The 16,541-nt window shown below is 57.4% G+C and carries 16 protein-coding genes and 3 tRNA genes; 14 read left to right on the top strand and 5 right to left on the bottom strand.

Features of this window, described 5'->3' with window-relative positions; all coding sequences use genetic code 11:
- Positions 1–55: 55 nt before the first annotated feature.
- Entirely contained in the window at positions 56–547 is a 492-nt protein-coding gene (gene lrp / locus G5332_RS05675; RefSeq protein ID WP_005300047.1) for a leucine-responsive transcriptional regulator Lrp, read from the bottom strand.
- 150 nt (positions 548–697) lie between these two features.
- On the opposite strand from lrp, the gene ald reads away from it, so the two are divergent.
- The 3 genes from ald to G5332_RS05660 all read left to right on the top strand — a co-directional run bounded on the left by ald (position 698) and on the right by G5332_RS05660 (position 4,259).
- Entirely contained in the window at positions 698–1,813 is a 1,116-nt protein-coding gene (gene ald, locus G5332_RS05670) for an alanine dehydrogenase (protein ID WP_005337098.1), read from the top strand.
- 185 nt (positions 1,814–1,998) lie between these two features.
- Positions 1,999–2,949: a thioredoxin-disulfide reductase gene (gene trxB, locus G5332_RS05665; RefSeq protein WP_019445530.1), complete on the top strand. Its 951-nt coding sequence runs from the start codon at positions 1,999–2,001 to the stop codon at positions 2,947–2,949.
- A 62-nt stretch (positions 2,950–3,011) separates the two neighbouring features.
- A complete protein-coding gene (locus G5332_RS05660) occupies positions 3,012–4,259 on the top strand; it encodes a diguanylate cyclase (RefSeq protein WP_193860409.1) in 1,248 nt (415 codons plus the stop codon).
- A gap of 108 nt (positions 4,260–4,367) precedes the next feature.
- On the opposite strand, the gene G5332_RS05655 is transcribed toward G5332_RS05660, so the two are convergent.
- Positions 4,368–4,838, bottom strand: a complete 471-nt coding sequence (locus G5332_RS05655) for a glycine zipper 2TM domain-containing protein (protein ID WP_227342589.1) — start codon at positions 4,836–4,838, stop codon at positions 4,368–4,370.
- Positions 4,839–4,857: 19 nt separating this feature from the next.
- Between G5332_RS05655 and aat the strand changes: the two genes are divergently transcribed.
- From aat to infA, 3 genes are all read left to right on the top strand, one after another.
- Positions 4,858–5,565 carry a leucyl/phenylalanyl-tRNA--protein transferase gene (aat, locus tag G5332_RS05650; RefSeq protein WP_042080501.1) on the top strand — a complete coding sequence of 236 codons (708 nt, stop codon included), beginning with the start codon at positions 4,858–4,860 and terminating at the stop codon, positions 5,563–5,565.
- Positions 5,562–6,278: an arginyltransferase gene (locus G5332_RS05645; RefSeq protein WP_227342588.1), complete on the top strand. Its 717-nt coding sequence runs from the start codon at positions 5,562–5,564 to the stop codon at positions 6,276–6,278. Before aat ends, G5332_RS05645 begins: the two co-directional genes overlap by 4 nt.
- Before the next feature lie 68 nt (positions 6,279–6,346).
- On the top strand, positions 6,347–6,565 hold the full coding sequence (gene infA, locus G5332_RS05640) for a translation initiation factor IF-1 (protein ID WP_005300033.1): 219 nt from the start codon (positions 6,347–6,349) through the stop codon (positions 6,563–6,565).
- A gap of 68 nt (positions 6,566–6,633) precedes the next feature.
- Here infA and clpA read toward each other — a convergent pair whose 3' ends face one another.
- Together clpA and clpS are read right to left on the bottom strand one after the other, a co-directional pair.
- On the bottom strand, positions 6,634–8,889 hold the full coding sequence (clpA, locus tag G5332_RS05635) for an ATP-dependent Clp protease ATP-binding subunit ClpA (protein ID WP_100653551.1): 2,256 nt from the start codon (positions 8,887–8,889) through the stop codon (positions 6,634–6,636).
- Between the two features lie 59 nt (positions 8,890–8,948).
- Positions 8,949–9,266, bottom strand: coding sequence for an ATP-dependent Clp protease adapter ClpS (gene clpS, locus G5332_RS05630; protein ID WP_005337111.1), 318 nt, complete (start codon positions 9,264–9,266; stop codon positions 8,949–8,951).
- 229 nt (positions 9,267–9,495) lie between these two features.
- On the opposite strand from clpS, the gene cspD reads away from it, so the two are divergent.
- The gene (cspD, locus tag G5332_RS05625) at positions 9,496–9,714 is read left to right on the top strand and encodes a cold shock-like protein CspD (protein WP_005300025.1); all 219 of its coding nucleotides are present in this window, start codon (positions 9,496–9,498) and stop codon (positions 9,712–9,714) included.
- A 117-nt stretch (positions 9,715–9,831) separates the two neighbouring features.
- Here cspD and folD read toward each other — a convergent pair whose 3' ends face one another.
- The gene (gene folD / locus G5332_RS05620) at positions 9,832–10,686 is read right to left on the bottom strand and encodes a bifunctional methylenetetrahydrofolate dehydrogenase/methenyltetrahydrofolate cyclohydrolase FolD (protein WP_005337113.1); all 855 of its coding nucleotides are present in this window, start codon (positions 10,684–10,686) and stop codon (positions 9,832–9,834) included.
- 213 nt (positions 10,687–10,899) lie between these two features.
- Here folD and G5332_RS05615 point away from each other — a divergent pair.
- The 7 genes from G5332_RS05615 to mprF all read left to right on the top strand — a co-directional run bounded on the left by G5332_RS05615 (position 10,900) and on the right by mprF (position 16,533).
- A tRNA-Pro gene (locus tag G5332_RS05615) sits at positions 10,900–10,976 on the top strand.
- Between the two features lie 37 nt (positions 10,977–11,013).
- Positions 11,014–11,090 (top strand) — tRNA-Arg (locus G5332_RS05610).
- A gap of 52 nt (positions 11,091–11,142) precedes the next feature.
- Positions 11,143–11,218: transfer RNA gene (locus G5332_RS05605), tRNA-His, on the top strand.
- 317 nt (positions 11,219–11,535) lie between these two features.
- Positions 11,536–12,246, top strand: coding sequence for a two-component system response regulator RstA (rstA, locus tag G5332_RS05600; RefSeq protein ID WP_421172595.1), 711 nt, complete (start codon positions 11,536–11,538; stop codon positions 12,244–12,246).
- A gap of 21 nt (positions 12,247–12,267) precedes the next feature.
- Positions 12,268–13,593: a two-component system sensor histidine kinase RstB gene (gene rstB, locus G5332_RS05595; protein WP_421172596.1), complete on the top strand. Its 1,326-nt coding sequence runs from the start codon at positions 12,268–12,270 to the stop codon at positions 13,591–13,593.
- Between the two features lie 54 nt (positions 13,594–13,647).
- Positions 13,648–13,830 carry a hypothetical protein gene (locus tag G5332_RS05590; protein WP_076494658.1) on the top strand — a complete coding sequence of 61 codons (183 nt, stop codon included), beginning with the start codon at positions 13,648–13,650 and terminating at the stop codon, positions 13,828–13,830.
- A 153-nt stretch (positions 13,831–13,983) separates the two neighbouring features.
- On the top strand, positions 13,984–16,533 hold the full coding sequence (gene mprF, locus G5332_RS05585) for a bifunctional lysylphosphatidylglycerol flippase/synthetase MprF (RefSeq protein WP_227342580.1): 2,550 nt from the start codon (positions 13,984–13,986) through the stop codon (positions 16,531–16,533).
- The last annotated feature ends 8 nt before the right edge of the window (positions 16,534–16,541 follow it).

Here is a 16,541-nt window from a genome sequence, read left to right as displayed (position 1 = left end):
CGTTTCTGACTGTCATGGTGTCTCATATGGAAAAGATACCACGGCATAACCTGCTTTATCGGGTGCTGATCACCAGACGACTGCTCTGCTTGACCTCTTCCATCACCACGTAGGTGCGGGTGTCATTGACACCGGGCAGACGCAGCAGGGTTTCCCCCAACAGACGGCGGTAAGCCGACATGTCGCTGACTCGGGTCTTGAGCAGATAGTCGAAGTCACCGGAAACCAGATGACACTCCTGGATCTCTTCGAGCACCTGAACAGCCTTGTTGAACTGTTCAAACACATCAGGCGCCCCGCGATTGAGGGTTATCTCTACAAACACCAGCAGAGATGCGTCCAGATAATGAGGGTTCAGAATAGCGGCATATCCTTCGATATAACCTTGTCGCTCGAGGCGACGAACCCGTTCCAGACACGGTGTAGGACTCAGGCCAACTCGCTTGGACAACTCAACATTCGAAATCCTGCCATCCTTTTGCAGTTCATTAAGAATGTTGCGGTCAATCCTGTCCAAATCCTTTAGCCGACTCTTAGCTTCCATCATTTTATTCCATCCTTTGGCTATTTTTTGGTAAGAATCACCAGTCATTTTATAATTATGGTCACAAATCCTGTCAATACCTGAATATACTAGGCGCAAATGTTGGTTAACATTTTGGCAACATGAAACACCAATCTATAGACGAGGGATAGCATGATTATCGGTGTACCTAAAGAGATAAAAAACCATGAATACCGCGTAGGCATGGTTCCGGCCAGTGTACGTGAACTGACAGCACGAAACCATACTGTTTTCGTCCAAAGCGGTGCCGGAAACGGCATTGGCTTCAGCGATGCAGATTATATCGCTGTTGGAGCCGAAATTTTGGCCTCTGCAGCAGAGGTTTTCGCCAAAGCCGAGATGATCGTCAAGGTCAAGGAACCTCAGCCTGTCGAATGTGCCATGCTGCGTCCGGGTCAGACCCTGTTCACCTATCTGCATCTGGCGCCAGACTTGCCCCAGACCGAAGCCCTGCTGAAAAGCGGCGCCATCTGTATCGCCTATGAAACCGTCACCGACGGCCGTGGGGGCCTGCCCCTGCTGGCCCCCATGTCGGAAGTGGCCGGACGCATGTCTATTCAGGCGGGTGCCCAGGCGCTGGAAAAATCGCGCGGTGGGAGCGGTGTTCTGCTTGGCGGCGTACCCGGTGTCGAACCGGCCAAGGTGGTGATCATCGGTGGCGGCGTGGTCGGCTCCAATGCGGCCCGCATGGCCATTGGCCTGCGCGCGGATGTGACCATCCTCGACAACAACGTCGATACCCTGCGCCGTCTCGATAACGAGTTCCAGGGAGCGGCCAAGGTGGTCTACTCCAACAGCGAGACGCTGGAGCGCCATCTGCTGGCGGCCGATCTGGTCATCGGCGGCGTGCTGGTACCGGGTGCCACTGCGCCAAAACTTGTCCGCCGTGACCACATTGCGCGCATGAAGCCGGGTTCTGCCATCGTCGATGTGGCCATCGATCAGGGCGGCTGTGTGGAAACCTCCCACGCCACCACCCACCAGGATCCGACCTATATCGTCGATGAGGTGGTGCACTACTGTGTCGCCAACATGCCGGGGGCGGTGGCCCGCACCTCGACCGTGGCGCTCAACAATGCCACCCTCCCCTTTATTATCAAGCTGGCCCAGCAAGGGTATCGTCAGGCACTGCTGAGCGACCCCAACCTGTTGCACGGGCTCAACGTGATGGAGGGCAAGCTCACCTGCAAGGAAGTGGCCGTGGCACATGGCCTTGCCTACACGGATCCCCTGACCCTGCTGAACTGATCTGCTCTGGCCTGCGCCAGTTGGAGATGAGTGAAAATCCGCCCGCGATGGGCGGTTTTTTTATTCCTTTATTTTGCATGTCACCCCTTGTGAACACGATTAGTGCAATCGACTCACCAGCCTTTGACCCCGGATCACGAATTACCTACAATCGCGCAAACTCATCACATCCCGGAAATGACATCATGAGCCAAGTCACTCACAGCAAATTGCTGATCTTAGGGTCAGGCCCGGCCGGTTACACCGCGGCCGTCTATGCCGCCCGCGCCAACCTCAATCCCCTGCTCATCACCGGCATGCAGCAAGGGGGTCAGCTGACCACCACCACCGAAGTGGAAAACTGGCCAGGTGATCCGGAAGGCCTGACCGGCCCGGCCCTGATGGAACGCATGAAAGAGCATGCGGAGAAGTTCGATACCCGCATCCTGTTTGATCACATCAACAGTGTCGAACTGACTCAGCGCCCGTTCCGCCTCAAAGGGGACAACGGCGAATACACCTGCGATGCCCTGATCATTGCGACCGGCGCCTCCGCCAAGTATCTGGGCCTGCCCTCCGAAGAGGCCTTCAAAGGGCGCGGCGTCTCTGCCTGTGCCACCTGTGACGGTTTCTTCTACCGCAATCAGGAAGTGGCGGTGATCGGCGGTGGCAACACCGCAGTTGAAGAAGCCTTGTATCTGGCCAACATCGCCAAGAAGGTGCACCTGATCCACCGCCGCGACGAATTCCGTGCCGAGAAGATCCTGATCAAGCGTCTGCACGACAAGGTTGCGAGCGGCAACATCGTGCTGCACACCCACCAGACCCTGGACGAAGTGCTGGGTGATCAGATGGGGGTCACCGGTGTGCGCCTGCGCAACACTCAGGACAACAGCACCAGCGAGCTACCGCTGATGGGCGTCTTCATCGCCATCGGCCACCAGCCCAATACCCAGATCTTCGATGGCCAGCTTGAGATGCAAAACGGCTATCTGAAGGTACGTGGCGGCCTCGACGGTTTTGCCACCCAGACCAGCATTGAAGGAGTCTTCGCTGCTGGCGATGTGGCCGATCACAACTACCGTCAGGCGATCACCTCTGCCGGTACCGGCTGCATGGCAGCCCTCGATGCCGAACGCTACCTCGACGCGCAATAAACAAGCGCAGTTGTGATATAAGGCATACCAGTCGGTATGCCTTTTTTATTTAAAGGAGTCTAATGAAACAGAAGATATTGATTGTCGAAGATAGCCTGACCATCCGCCGTATGCTGACTCAGGCCATTGCCCAGCAGACAGGCCTCGAGATCGATGCCTTCGATACCCTCGAAGGCGCCCGTCACTGTCGGGGCGAGGAGTATGTGGTCGCGCTGGTGGACTTAACCTTGCCGGATGCGCCCCGTGGCGAAGCGGTCAACGAGCTGCTGGCTCGAGGTTTGCCGGTGGTGATCCTCACTGCCGACATCAGCGAGGATAAACGTGCCGCCTGGCTGGAAACCGGCGTGTTGGACTATGTGATGAAGGATTCCCGCCACTCGCTGCAATATGCAGTCAGTCTGGTGCACCGCCTCTATCTCAACCAGTCGATCGAAGTGCTGGTAGTCGACGACTCACGCACCTCCCGTCACCGCACCATGGCCCAGTTGCGCAAGCAGTTGTTGCAGGTGCATGAGGCCAGTCATGCCCGTGAAGCGATGGCGATGCTGGAGCAACACCCGGACATCCGGCTGGCACTGGTCGACTACTATATGCCGGATATCGATGGCATCAGTCTGGTGCGGATGCTGAGAGAGCGTTACAGCAAGCAGCAGCTCGCGATTATCGGGATCTCGGTCTCGGACAAGCGCGGTCTCTCTGCTCGCTACCTCAAGCAAGGCGCCAACGACTTTCTCAACCAGCCGTTCGAGCCGGAAGAGCTGCAGTGTCGGGTCAGCCACAATCTGGAAGCGCTCGAGCAGTTCAACAGCATTCAGGAGTCAGCCAATCGTGATTACCTGACCGGTCTCTACAACCGGCGCTACTGGTTCAACGAAGGGCAAAAATGGTTTGAAGAGCATCAGCGCCAACAGACGCCTCTTGCACTCTGTGTGCTCGATGTGGATCACTTCAAGCAGGTCAACGATCACTGGGGCCATGCCATCGGCGATCAACTGCTCTGCCATCTGACCCGGCTACTGACCCAGTTCTTCCCCGATGCCATGATCGCCCGGTTTGGCGGAGAGGAGTTTGCCATGATGGTGCCTCACTGTACCGTCCCCGTGTTGATCAAGCGTCTTGAAGGGCTGCGTCAGCAGCTGCGCCAGCAACCCTTGTCACCGGAAAACCCGCTCTTTGTTCGCGCCAGTTACGGCGTGATCAGCGTCGGGCGGATATCCATGGACGAGGCGCTGAGCGTAGCGGATCGGCTGCTCTATCAGGCAAAGAACACCGGTCGCGATAAGATAGTCTCTCAAGAGACAGCTATCTGAATCCTCAGGGCATCAGTCCCGTGTATTACCGCCCGACAGACTTTCCGACAGGAGAGTCTGCGGGTTCCTTCCCTGCCACAGTCTCCCCATCACCATGACTATCGAAAGTCAGTAAGTCTTGTCGACTCGCACCCCATCATCGAAGTAGAGAATGCGCACCTTGTCCCCATTGGCAAAGACCATGGCGGGATCATAATCCTGGATCACGTTGATAAGGGCATTTTGCTCGTTGCGGATCAGCAGCTCCACCAACTTGTTTTCCACCACGGTTCCCTCGGACTGGTATTGCTGCGCAGCCGCAGCACCTGCGAGCGCGCCGACGGCGGTGGCGATTTCACGGCCATGACCGCCACCAAACTGGTTCCCCAGCAGGCCGCCCAACACAGCCCCCCCCAGCGTCTTCCAGCCAGAGTGCTCTGACTCCAGGATCTGGCGCTGGGTAATATTGCGCACCGTTTCGACCTGACCAAACACCACCAGATTGACCGGCCGCGCGGTATTGCGCTGGTAGACCTCCGCCCCGGCGGGCGCCGTGACAAAGCAGAGCAAGCTGGATACTATCAGGATAATGGCCTTCATCTATGAACCTCGTTGCCTTATGTCTCGCTATCTTACCCAACTGGATGATGAGCTTTGCTGGTTTCCCGACCCCAGCCATGCGCTGGAAGAGCCCAACGGCTTGCTGGCGATCGGCGGAGATCTCTCCCCTGCCAGATTGCTGGCAGCTTACCACAAGGGGATCTTCCCGTGGAATGAACCCCACCAGCCGACCCTGTGGTGGTCACCGGACCCCCGCGGAGTGATCCGCCCAGACCAACTCCATGTGGGACGGACACTGCAGAAGATTATCCGCCGTACCCCATTCGATATTTCCGTCAATCGCGCCTTTAATGAAGTCATTACCGCCTGCGCCGCCCCTCGTCGCACTGCCGATGGCACCTGGATCAGCCAACCCATGATCGAGGCCTACCAGCAGTTGCACCGGCTGGGTCATGCCCACTCTATCGAGATCTGGCAGGAGGGAGAGCTGCAAGCGGGACTGTATGGCCTCTCTATCGGCCGACTGTTTTGCGGTGAATCCATGTTCAGCCGGATTGATAACGGCGCCAAACTTGCCATGGTGGCACTCTGTCGCCACTTCGCCCGCCATCACGGCGCCCTCATCGATTGCCAGATGCAGAACCCGTTTCTGGCGACCCTGGGTATCGAGGAGTGGCCAAGGGCCCGTTTTCTGGCAGAGCTGGCGCGCCTTGGCCATCAACCACTGTTGGCTTCCTGCTGGCAAGAGGGGGAGATCAGCTTATGACTGAAGAAGTGATCCTCAAAGTAGGGCTGACTCCCAAGCATCCCTGCAGTTATCTGGATCATGAACAGGAGCAGTTGCTGGTGCTCATGGATCACAATCTGCTCAACGCCAACGGTTACGAGCGATTGTTGACTGCCGGTTTTCGCCGCAGTGGCAACGACATCTATCGCCCCCACTGCCCGGCGTGCCATGCCTGCCAGTCCCTTCGTATTCACAGCGAACGCTTTCGTCCCAGCCGCGGCCAGAAGCGGATCCGCCAGCTCAACAGGGATATCGAGATCGTCCTGAGCTACGATGACAAGCCCGAGTATTACCTGCTCTACGAACGCTATATCCGCGAACGCCATCACGATGGCAGCATGTATCCCCCCAACCGCAGCCAGTATCGCGGGTTTCTCCATTGTGACTGGATGCCGCCGCTCTACCTGGAGATGCGCAAAGATGGCCACCTGATCGGTGTCGCCACCACAGACCTGCTGCCCCACTCCTTGAGTGCCATGTACACCTTCTTCGATCCGGATTATGCCGATCGCTCCCTGGGCACCTTTGCCATCCTCTGCCAGCTCGATCTGGCCAGGAGAACCGGGCGAAGCTGGCTCTATCTTGGCTATCTGGTAGAGGCGTGTCGCAAGATGAATTACAAACGCAATTACCTCCCTCACGAGCTGTTAATTCAGGGGGAATGGAAAAATATCGACACCAAGCCCGAGTAAACTTTACACATAGCCTTAAATCCGGCATGATCCAGCGGTTTTTTGTTGTGGCTTATCAAGAGGATTCAATGGCTAAAGAAGACAGTATTGAGATGCAGGGCACTATTCTCGAAACCCTGCCCAATACCATGTTCCGTGTGGAACTGGAGAATGGTCACGTGGTTATCGCTCATATTTCAGGCAAGATGCGCAAAAACTACATTCGTATCCTGACTGGAGACAAAGTAACGGTAGCACTGACTCCCTACGATCTCTCCAAGGGACGTATTGTTTTCCGCTCTCGCTAAGCCAGGAATTCAGCAAAAAACCCCAACCTTTCGGTTGGGGTTTTTTGTCGTTTTCTGATCACTGACGCTTAGTGGGAAACAGCTTCAACATTGACCTGAAAATCAAAGCTGAGGCTGTCATTTACCAACTCAACCTTCACAATTCCCCCGTCAACCAGTGAACCGAACAGGATCTCGTTGGCCAGGGGTTTCTTGAGGTGCTCCTGGATCACCCGCCCCATCGGTCTGGCGCCCATGGCTCTGTCATATCCCTTCTCTGCCAACCAGTGGCGGGCACGCTCGGACACCTCGAGAGAAACTCCCTTCGCATCCAGTTGAACCTGCAATTCGACAATGAACTTGTCGACCACCTGATGGATCACCGTCATATCGAGATGGTTGAACCAGATGGTGTGATCAAGCCGGTTACGAAACTCCGGACTGAAGGTCTTGTTGATCACCGCCATGGCATCGTGGCTCAAATCCTGTTGCTGGAAGCCAATCGATTTGCGTTGGGTCTCCTGCACACCGGCGTTGGTAGTCATCACCAAAATGACGTTACGGAAATCCGCCTTGCGCCCGTTGTTATCGGTCAGGGTGCCGTTGTCCATCACCTGCAACAGCAGATTGAATACGTCCGGGTGAGCTTTCTCAATTTCGTCAAGCAACACAACGGAATGAGGATGCTTGATCACCGCATCAGTCAGCAGACCACCCTGCTCAAAACCAACATAGCCGGGAGGCGCACCAATCAGACGAGATACGGTGTGGCGTTCCATGTACTCGGACATATCAAAGCGCAGCATCTCGACACCCAGCGCCTTGCCAAGCTGCTGGGTGACCTCGGTCTTACCCACCCCGGTCGGACCAGCAAAGAGGAAGCAACCAACCGGGCGACGCTCGTTACCCAAACCTGAACGAGAGAGGCGAATCGCATCGGTCAGCACCTCGATGGCTTTATCCTGACCAAAGACCACCATCTTCAGATTGCGTTCCAAGTTCTTCAGTACTTCTTTATCTGAAGAGGAGACTGATTTTTCCGGAATGCGGGCGATCTTGGCCACAATGGACTCAATTTCCTGCACATTGATCACTTTCTTGCGCTTGCTCGCCGGCAGCAACCGTTGACCGGCACCCGCCTCATCGATCACATCGATCGCCTTGTCGGGCAAGTGACGATCATTGATGTACTTGGCAGAAAGCTCGGCAGCTGCACGGATCGCCTTGGCGGTATAGCGCACGCCGTGGTGGGCTTCATAGCGACTCTTGAGCCCCATCAGGATGCGAGTGGTGTCATCGATAGTCGGCTCGACAATATCGATCTTCTGGAAGCGACGGGCCAGCGCACGGTCTTTCTCGAAGATCTGGGCATACTCCTGATAAGTGGTGGATCCCACACAGCGGAGCAAACCATTGGAGAGCAGCGGCTTGATCAGGTTGGCTGCATCCAGCTGACCACCGGATGCCGCACCGGCACCGATGATGGTGTGGATCTCGTCGATAAAGAGGATGGCCCCTTCCTGACGCTCAATCTGCTTGAGCAATACCTTGAGGCGCTTCTCGAAATCACCACGGTATTTGGTGCCCGCCAGAAGAGAACCCATATCCAGCGAATAGATGGTACTGCCCGCAATCACCTCGGGGACATCCCCCTTGACGATGCGATAGGCCAACCCTTCGGCAATGGCGGTTTTACCCACGCCCGCTTCACCCACCAGCAGCGGGTTGTTCTTGCGACGGCGGCAGAGCACCTGAATGGTACGGTTGAGCTCCTGATCACGACCAATCAGCGGATCGATGCGCCCTTCCAGCACCAGCTGGTTCAGGTTGGTGGCAAAGCTTTCGATCTGGGCGGCCGAAACATCATCATCAGACTCGGGATTGTTATTGCTGCCGAGATCCGGCTTGTTATCCTTGCGCACCCCGTGGGAGAGGAAATTGACGACGTCGAGACGGCTGATCTCGGCTTTTTTCAGGAAATAGGCAGCTTGTGACTCCTGTTCACTGAAGATAGCGACCAGCACGTTGGCACCACTGACTTCGGTATTGCCGGAGGATTGCACATGGAAGACTGCACGCTGCAACACGCGCTGGAAGCCCAAAGTCGGCTGGGTTTCCCGATCTTCATCGTCGCGCGGTATGAGCGGAGTAGTTTGGGTGATGAATGCGCGGATCTCCTTGCGCATCTGCTCAACATCGGCACCACAAGAGCTCAGCGCCTCATGGGCTGAACTGTTATCCAGAAGGGCTAACAACAGGTGCTCGACGGTCATGAATTCGTGGCGCTCGTCACGGGCCAGTTTGAAAGCCTCGTTCAGCGTCTTTTCTAGATCTTTATTCAACATAGGCACCTCCCCTAGTACAGCTACAATGTGGTGTCACACTCGCCATCAAGTCATCAGATTCAAGCCTTTTCCATAGTACAGAGCAGTGGATGTTCGTTGTTACGTGCATAGGTGTTGACTTGGACAACCTTGGTTTCGGCGATCTCTGCGGTAAACATGCCGCAGACACCCTTACCACTATAATGCACACTCAGCATGACCTGAGTCGCCTTGTCCAAATCCATACCAAAGAACTTTTGCAGCACCTCCACCACAAACTCCATGGGCGTGTAGTCATCGTTGTTCAACACAACCTTATACATGGGTGGCGGCTGCAGCTTTGTTTTCTCTGCTTCTGCAATCTCTTCATTAGCAAAGAGTTCTTTCTGCTTGCTCATAATCGCGCTTTGGTACCTCTAGATTACTACCGTCTAACACAAGGTTGTCAATAGACTTGTTAACCAGATCACATCAGCTGTTAACAACTTCTTGACTCGCTCAAAAGTTAGACTAGATTGGTTACTTGCTAATCTGTGCCCGTCTGCTATGGGCCCATGTCCCTAGTTATAAAGGGCTGGCGCAGGTTACTCAACGACTTCTGGGTAATCAATAAAAGGATGTAGAAGTATGGCAACCGGCACAGTTAAGTGGTTTAACAACGCAAAAGGATTTGGGTTTATCTGTCCGGAAGGGGGCGGTGAGGATATCTTCGCTCACTACTCCACGATTCAAATGGAGGGCTACAAGACCCTGAAAGCGGGTCAGGCTGTCAATTTTGAACTGCAACAGGGGCCGAAAGGAAATCACGCTTCTGTGATTGTGCCAAACGAAGCACAAAATATGTAAATAACACCCGTTGGATAAATAAAAAACCGGTTCCTCTCTGAGCAACCGGTTTTTTATTGTCAGATTTCTGGCCAACCCTGCCTCCTCACGGGATCACAGGGTTATCACCAACCATGATCAGTCGTGATATTCACTGCAGGCGATCAGGGTATTTTCCATCAGGCTGGCGACCGTCATCGGGCCCACGCCACCGGGTACCGGGGTAATGAAGGAGGCATGGCTGCGCGCCGTCTCAAACTCTACATCCCCGACCAGCGAGCCATCAGCCAGGCGGTTGATGCCCACATCGATCACCAATGCCCCCGGTTTGATCCACTCGCCAGGTATGAAGTTGGGCTTGCCGACCGCAACAACCAGCAGATCGGCACGGCGTACCTGCTCTTCCAGATCCCGCGTAAAACGGTGACAGGTCGTGGTTGTGCAGCCCGCCAGCAACAATTCGAGGGTCATGGGACGCCCGACGATGTTGGAAGCACCGACCACAACGGCGTGCAAACCATGGGTTTTGACACCGGTGGTTTCAATCAGCGTCATGATCCCTTTCGGAGTGCAGGGGCGCAGCGCCGGAATACGTTGGGCCAGACGGCCGACGTTATACGGGTGAAATCCATCTACATCCTTGTCAGGCTGGATCCGCTCCAGCACCTGAGTGGTATCAAAGTGATCCGGCAACGGCAGCTGAACCAGAATGCCATCTACGTGGCTATCCGCATTCAACTGGTCGATCAGCGCCAGCAACTCTTCCTGACTGGCGGTTGCACTCAGATCATAGGAGCGGGAGAGAAACCCCACCTCCTCACATGCCCGACGCTTGCTGCCGACATAGACCTGAGAGGCGGGATCCGCCCCCACCAGAATGACTGCCAGCCCTGGAGCCCGTTTCCCTGCCGCCAACCGCTGTTGGACTTGCGCCGCGACCTGGCTGCGAATCGTTTGCGCAACCTGTTTTCCATCTATGATTTTGGCAGACATCGTTCTCCACTCACCATGTGTTCAACTGCCGCGCATTGTCGCATTTTTTTAGCCGGGATGTTAGCGGCAGACGCACGCCATACCTGTAGCGGGCAATAAGTAGGCACTTGAATTTACTGGGGGAAAAAGTCGTTGACGCTGGCCCTTACGCTTGGCTATGATGCCCGCCCGTTGCCCAGCACGACTCTTGTCGATATGCTGGTCAGGGATTTTCGGTGATTAGCGCAGCCCGGTAGCGCATCTGGTTTGGGACCAGAGGGTCAAAGGTTCGAATCCTTTATCACCGACCATGTTCATCAACTCGTCATCAAGACGAGTTGATACAAAGCGCCCTTAGCTCAGTTGGATAGAGCAACGGCCTTCTAAGCCGTGGGTCGCAGGTTCGAATCCTGCAGGGCGCGCCATTGATACTCTCCTTTTCTTCTGGATTGGCGAGTGTTGATGAAGATTTTAGTGGTGGCTGTAGCTCAGTTGGTAGAGTCCCGGATTGTGATTCCGGTTGTCGTGGGTTCGAGCCCCATCAGCCACCCCATTATTTTGTCGATAATCGCCGCAAGGTGGTGTCCATCGACTTGGAGCAGTGACCTTCTGGTCTGCTCCGCGAAAAACCGGCCTTGGCCGGTTTTTTTGTTTTTGCGCTCGACAGCACCTTACCTTGTCTGCAAGGCCATCATCCTCCAGATCGATAAACGCGGCTCCGCCCATTTGTCACGATGTGCGCCTCCTCATCGATACACACAGCCACTCTCCCCCACACATCAGCCTGCCCGGTTCTTTTTCTGTATTTCCCAAGCGCCATTGATATGCTGATCGCTCTTCTTCTCTCCTGCTTTCCGTTGGAGCTTTTCTATGCAACGCATTCTTTTTGTCGAAGATGATCCCGAGATTGGCCAGCTCATCAGCAGTTGGCTCGGTCGCCACGATATGGACGTGATCCTCGAGCCCAGAGGGGACATGGCGCTGGCCCGAATCGAGGCCGAACAGCCCGATCTGGTGCTGCTCGATATCATGTTGCCGGGGCAAGATGGCATGTCCCTCTGTCGGGATCTTCGGCCACGCTTCGACGGCCCCATCGTAATGCTCACCTCGCTGGATAGCGACATGAACCAGATCCTGAGTCTGGAACTGGGCGCCAACGACTACATCCTTAAAACCACCCCGCCCCCCGTGCTACTGGCCCGACTTCGGGTGCAGTTTCGCCAACACCAGCAAGCATCAACCCAACCGGCCGCCACCAGCAGCGTTCCCCAGCAACTGCAATTTGGTCTGCTGCGGGTGGATGGTCCGGGGCGAGATGTGCGCCTCGATGGCGAGAGCATTGCTCTCTCGACCGCCGACTTTGATCTGCTGTGGGAGCTCGCCTGCCACGCGGGCCAAATCTTGAGTCGGGAAGCCCTCTTTCGCAGCTTGCGCGGCCGGGAGTACGACGGCCAGGATCGCAGCATGGATGTGGCCATCTCCCGCCTGCGCCGCAAACTGGGTGATAACCCCGACAACCCGACCCGGATCAAGACGGTGCGCCAGAAAGGTTACCTCTTCGTCCCCCACGCCTGGGCATAACCCTCTTTCGGGAGCACCGCCATGCGCCGCCTCTTTATCCAGTTCTATCTGTTGTTGATCGGCTGTTTCACGCTGGCCATCCTGCTGGTTGGCGTGGTCTATCAGGTGACCGCCGAACGGGCGGGTGATCGCTATCTCGAACGCATGATGCAGGGCTCTCTTGGCCTGTTGACCGGCGAGTTGGCAAGAACTCCACCCGAGCGCTGGCCCGATCGACTGGCCGAGCAGAGCAGTCAGTTTACCCTCCCCCTCAAGATCGGCGAGCTGACACGCCAGCCCTTGGCCAGCGAGGATCAGGCCTTTCTGGCCGCCGGCAACATTGTCATCGTCGAGGAGGATGACACCTTCCTGCAGCGCATCCCCGATACCGATCGGGTGCTGATTGTCGGCCCTGTCCCCTACCTCTCCTACCTGCATGAGCTGCACTGGGTCGATGTAGGGCTGTTGCTGGTGATCGGCCTATCCCTCGGCCTGCCCATCCTTCTGTGGTTGCGTCCCCACTGGCGCGGCTTGCAGCAGTTGGAGCAAACCGCACGTCGCGTAGGCGATGGGGATCTCTCCTGCCGAACCAATCTGCCACCGGGCAGCAGTCTGGCCCGGGTGGGGCTTACCTTCGATCAGATGACCGCCCAGCTGCAAGCCATGCTCACCAGTCGCAAGCAGCTGACCGATGCCATCGCCCATGAGCTGCGTACCCCGCTGGTCAGATTGCGCTATCGGCTTGCCATGCTCGATCCTGCCCCTGCCGCAGAAGAGCAGCGAGCACTGGAGCGGGATCTGGGCGCGCTGGACTCGCTTATCGAAGAGATGCTGACCTACGCCAAGCTGGACAGGCCGGAGCTTCCGCTGCAGCGGGATGAACTGGAGCTCGGCAGTTGGGCAGAGCATCACCTCGGCGACTGGCAAGCGTTGCGGCCGGAGAAACATCTGACCCTCGCTCTGCCTCCCATCAAGATGCCCTGGTGCGGCGATCAGCGTCTGCTGACGCGCGCGGTGGAGAACCTCATCGGCAATGCCCTGCGCTACGCCGAGAGGGAGGTTACCCTCTCCATCTCGCGGCTGCAGGAGAACTATTTGCTGGAGGTGAGCGACGATGGGCCGGGGATCGATCCGGCGCTGGCGCCCCAGATCTTCGAGCCGTTCGTGCGTCTTGATCAGAGTCGGGATCGCCGCACCGGCGGCACCGGGCTGGGGCTCGCCATTGTGCGCAGCATAGCGCTCCACCATGGTGGTGATGTGGCATTGCTTCCCGCCGCCAAGGGAGCCCGCTTCTGCCTCACCCTGCCTGTACATTTGGATACAAACCGTCACCAACCGCTCACTGAAGGGCCGCTGCTACCGTCATAGGATGACTGTCATGGAGAACGCTCCATAACATCAACCCGAATAAGGAAATTGAACATGAAAAAGATCATTCCTCTGACCCTGGCAGCCGTCTTCGCCCTCACTTCCGGTTTCACCATGGCGGCCACCCCGACCAAGACAGCCACACCGCAGGCGACCCAGACCAAGGTGGTGAAAAAACACCATAAAACCACTCACGCCAAGACTCCTGCCGTCAAAGTCGCGCCGAAAACCAAGTGATCCAACCGGTCACTGGATATCACAGAGGGAGGCTGACGCCTCCCTTTCCATCTCTTCCCGAAATTTTCCTGACGAGCGCCTCCCTCGTCCAAACCGGATCCACGACCCGGCTCCCCCTTTGCGGGAAACGGTCAATGACCACAGGAACATGGCATGTGGCGTCATCTGCTTAAATGGCTCGGCCCCTTGTGCAGCTTGCTGCTGCTCGGCACCGCACTGACCGTGCTGTATCACCTGACTCAGGCATGGCACTGGCACGATATTCGTGTGGCCATCTGGTCCCAACCCCTGCCGCGACTGGCGGGCGCCCTGCTGCTGACCCTGCTCAGTTATGGTTGCCTCTGCAGCTATGACATGCTGGCGCTCCATGCGCTGGGCAAGCGCCTTCCCTGGCAACAGGTCAGCATTACCTCCTTTATCGCCTACACCTTCTCCAACACCCTGGGATTTGCCCTGCTGACCGGCACCTCGGTACGCTATCGCCTTTACTCCGCACTGGGGCTCGCCACCGGGGAAGTGGCACGCGTGGTGCTGTTCTGCTCCATCACCTTCTTCCTCGGCCTGCTAGCGTGGGGAGGTGGCGCCCTACTGACCTGCGATGCATCACAGTTGCTGCCTGACTGGCCGCAATGGGCAGATACCTTGCTCAATCTGGCTGGCGCTATGGCGCTGCTGTTGGTGGCCTGCTACCTCTGCTGGCCCGCCCCACATCTCTCTTTGCGGAAACACACCCTGACCCTGCCGGGCTTTCGGATACGTCTGTTGCAACTGCTAGTCGCGCTGGCCGACTGGATGGCCGCCGCCGCCGTGCTGTTTGTGCTGTTGCCTGCAGATAGCGTCCCCTACCCTGTGCTGCTCAGTGCCTTCGTGCTGGCCAGCTTCCTCGGGGTACTGGCCCACGTGCCGGGCGGGATCGGCGTGTTCGAAGCAAGTATGAGCCTGCTGCTGGCCCACTACCTGCCGGCCGACAAGCTGCTCGCCTCGCTGCTACTCTACCGCTGCATCTATTATCTGCTTCCCTTTCTCTGTGCCCTGCTGCTCTTTGCGAGTCAGGAGATGCTGCAACAAAAAGCGCGCTGGCAGCGGCTACAGGGGCTGATGAGCGCGGTGCGCGAATTTCTGCCTGCCCTTATCAGCATGGGCACCTTTGCCGCCGGCAGCCTGCTGCTCTGCTCGGGCATGATCCCGACCATGCGCAGCCACATCGAAGTGTGGTTGCAGGTGCTGCCGCTCCATCTGCTGGAGCTCTCCCACGTGCTCGGCAGCGTGAGCGGTATCCTCCTGATCCTGCTGGCGCGCAGCCTCTACCGCCGTCACGACGCCGCGTTTCGCATCACCCAGCTGCTGCTGGCACTGGGTGTCGCCTTCTCCCTGCTCAAGGGCGGAGACTGGGAGTCAGCCCTGCTGCTCGGCAGCTTCCTGCTCATCATGACTCCCTGCAGCGCCCTCTTCTATCGCAAGGGATCGCTGCTCTATCCCCAGTACACCCCGGGCTGGCTCATCTCGGTCGGCGCCGTGCTGCTGGGAGCACTGTGGCTGCTGCTCTTCTCCTATCGTCAGGTGGAGTATGACCACGCCCTCTGGTTCCACTTCTCGCCCCACGGCGGGGCTGCCCGCGGCCTGCGCGCCATGGGGAGCGTGGTGGCAGTGCTGGCCGTGGCCGGGGCTGCCCAGCTGCTTGCGCCGCTGCGCGTGGTCGGTGAAAAACCGGACAAGGAGACGCTGGCGCGCGCTCACGAGCTGGTGGTTCGCGAAGGGGGGATCCACGGTTATCTGGCCCAGCTGCAGGACAAGTCCCTGCTATTCCACCCCGCCGGCGACGCCTTCCTGATGTATGGCATCGAGGGCAACAGCTGGATTGTGATGGGGGATCCCGTCGGTCGCCCCGAGCAGATCGAAGAGCTGCTCTGGCAATTTCGCGAGCGATGCGACGAGCACGACGCCAATCCGGTCTTTTATCAGGTCTCGGCCCGCTATCTTCCGCTCTATCTGGAGCTGGGGCTGATCCCCTTCAAGCTCGGTGAAGAGGCGATGGTCGATCTGGCCACCTTCGATCTGGCTGGCAGCCGGCTGCGCAACCTGCGCCAGAGCCACGCCAAGGGCAAACGGGAAGGGTTGACCTTCGAGGTGGTCGAGGCAAGCGCCGTGGCCCCCCTGCTGCCTAGGTTGCAGACCGTCTCCGATACTTGGCTGCAGAGCAAAATGGGCAAGGAGAAGGGTTTCTCGGTCGGCCGTTTCGAGCCTGACTACCTGACCTTGAGCCCGGCTGCGCTGGTGTGGCACGAGGGGCAGATCGTCGGCTTTGCCAACCTCTGGGTGAGCGATAACAAGGAGATGCTCTCCATCGATCTGATGCGCTACAGCCTGGATACCGGCACCGCCCCCATCATGGATTTTCTCTTTGTCGAACTGCTGCTGTGGGGCAAGGCGCAAGGGTACGCCAGCTTCAATCTGGGGATGGCCCCCATGTCCGGCTTCAACGATCACCCGCTCAACAGCTACTGGGCCCGCCTTGGCAATACCCTGTTTGTGCGTGGCAGCCGTTTTTACAACTTTCAGGGGCTCAGACGCTACAAGGAGAAATTTTCGCCCCGCTGGGAACCCCGCTACCTGCTCTGCAGCAGCAAGCTGGTACTGCCCAGAACCCTGACTCACCTGATCACCCTGATTAGCCGCGGCCCGCTAGGGCTGATCAAGAAATAGGAGGATGG

The sequence above is a fragment of the Aeromonas sp. 603757 genome, from assembly GCF_049171255.1.
Lineage (GTDB): Bacteria > Pseudomonadota > Gammaproteobacteria > Enterobacterales > Aeromonadaceae > Aeromonas > Aeromonas veronii_A.
This window is presented reverse-complemented; position numbering and strand designations above follow the sequence as displayed.

Bases quoted from the DNA above. Each gene is read 5' to 3' on its own strand.
- G5332_RS05660 (WP_193860409.1), top strand. From the start codon at position 3,012: ATGAAACAGAAGATATTGATTGTCGAAGATAGCCTGACCATCCGCCGT.
- G5332_RS05645 (WP_227342588.1), top strand. From the start codon at position 5,562: ATGACTGAAGAAGTGATCCTCAAAGTAGGGCTGACTCCCAAGCATCCC.
- cspD (WP_005300025.1), top strand. From the start codon at position 9,496: ATGGCAACCGGCACAGTTAAGTGGTTTAACAACGCAAAAGGATTTGGG.
- G5332_RS05590 (WP_076494658.1), top strand. From the start codon at position 13,648: ATGAAAAAGATCATTCCTCTGACCCTGGCAGCCGTCTTCGCCCTCACT.
- clpS (WP_005337111.1), bottom strand. From the start codon at position 9,266: ATGAGCAAGCAGAAAGAACTCTTTGCTAATGAAGAGATTGCAGAAGCA.
- rstA (WP_421172595.1), top strand. From the start codon at position 11,536: ATGCAACGCATTCTTTTTGTCGAAGATGATCCCGAGATTGGCCAGCTC.
- infA (WP_005300033.1), top strand. From the start codon at position 6,347: ATGGCTAAAGAAGACAGTATTGAGATGCAGGGCACTATTCTCGAAACC.
- ald (WP_005337098.1), top strand. From the start codon at position 698: ATGATTATCGGTGTACCTAAAGAGATAAAAAACCATGAATACCGCGTA.
- lrp (WP_005300047.1), bottom strand. From the start codon at position 547: ATGATGGAAGCTAAGAGTCGGCTAAAGGATTTGGACAGGATTGACCGC.
- G5332_RS05655 (WP_227342589.1), bottom strand. From the start codon at position 4,838: ATGAAGGCCATTATCCTGATAGTATCCAGCTTGCTCTGCTTTGTCACG.
- aat (WP_042080501.1), top strand. From the start codon at position 4,858: ATGTCTCGCTATCTTACCCAACTGGATGATGAGCTTTGCTGGTTTCCC.
- clpA (WP_100653551.1), bottom strand. From the start codon at position 8,889: ATGTTGAATAAAGATCTAGAAAAGACGCTGAACGAGGCTTTCAAACTG.
- rstB (WP_421172596.1), top strand. From the start codon at position 12,268: ATGCGCCGCCTCTTTATCCAGTTCTATCTGTTGTTGATCGGCTGTTTC.
- folD (WP_005337113.1), bottom strand. From the start codon at position 10,686: ATGTCTGCCAAAATCATAGATGGAAAACAGGTTGCGCAAACGATTCGC.
- trxB (WP_019445530.1), top strand. From the start codon at position 1,999: ATGAGCCAAGTCACTCACAGCAAATTGCTGATCTTAGGGTCAGGCCCG.
- mprF (WP_227342580.1), top strand. From the start codon at position 13,984: ATGTGGCGTCATCTGCTTAAATGGCTCGGCCCCTTGTGCAGCTTGCTG.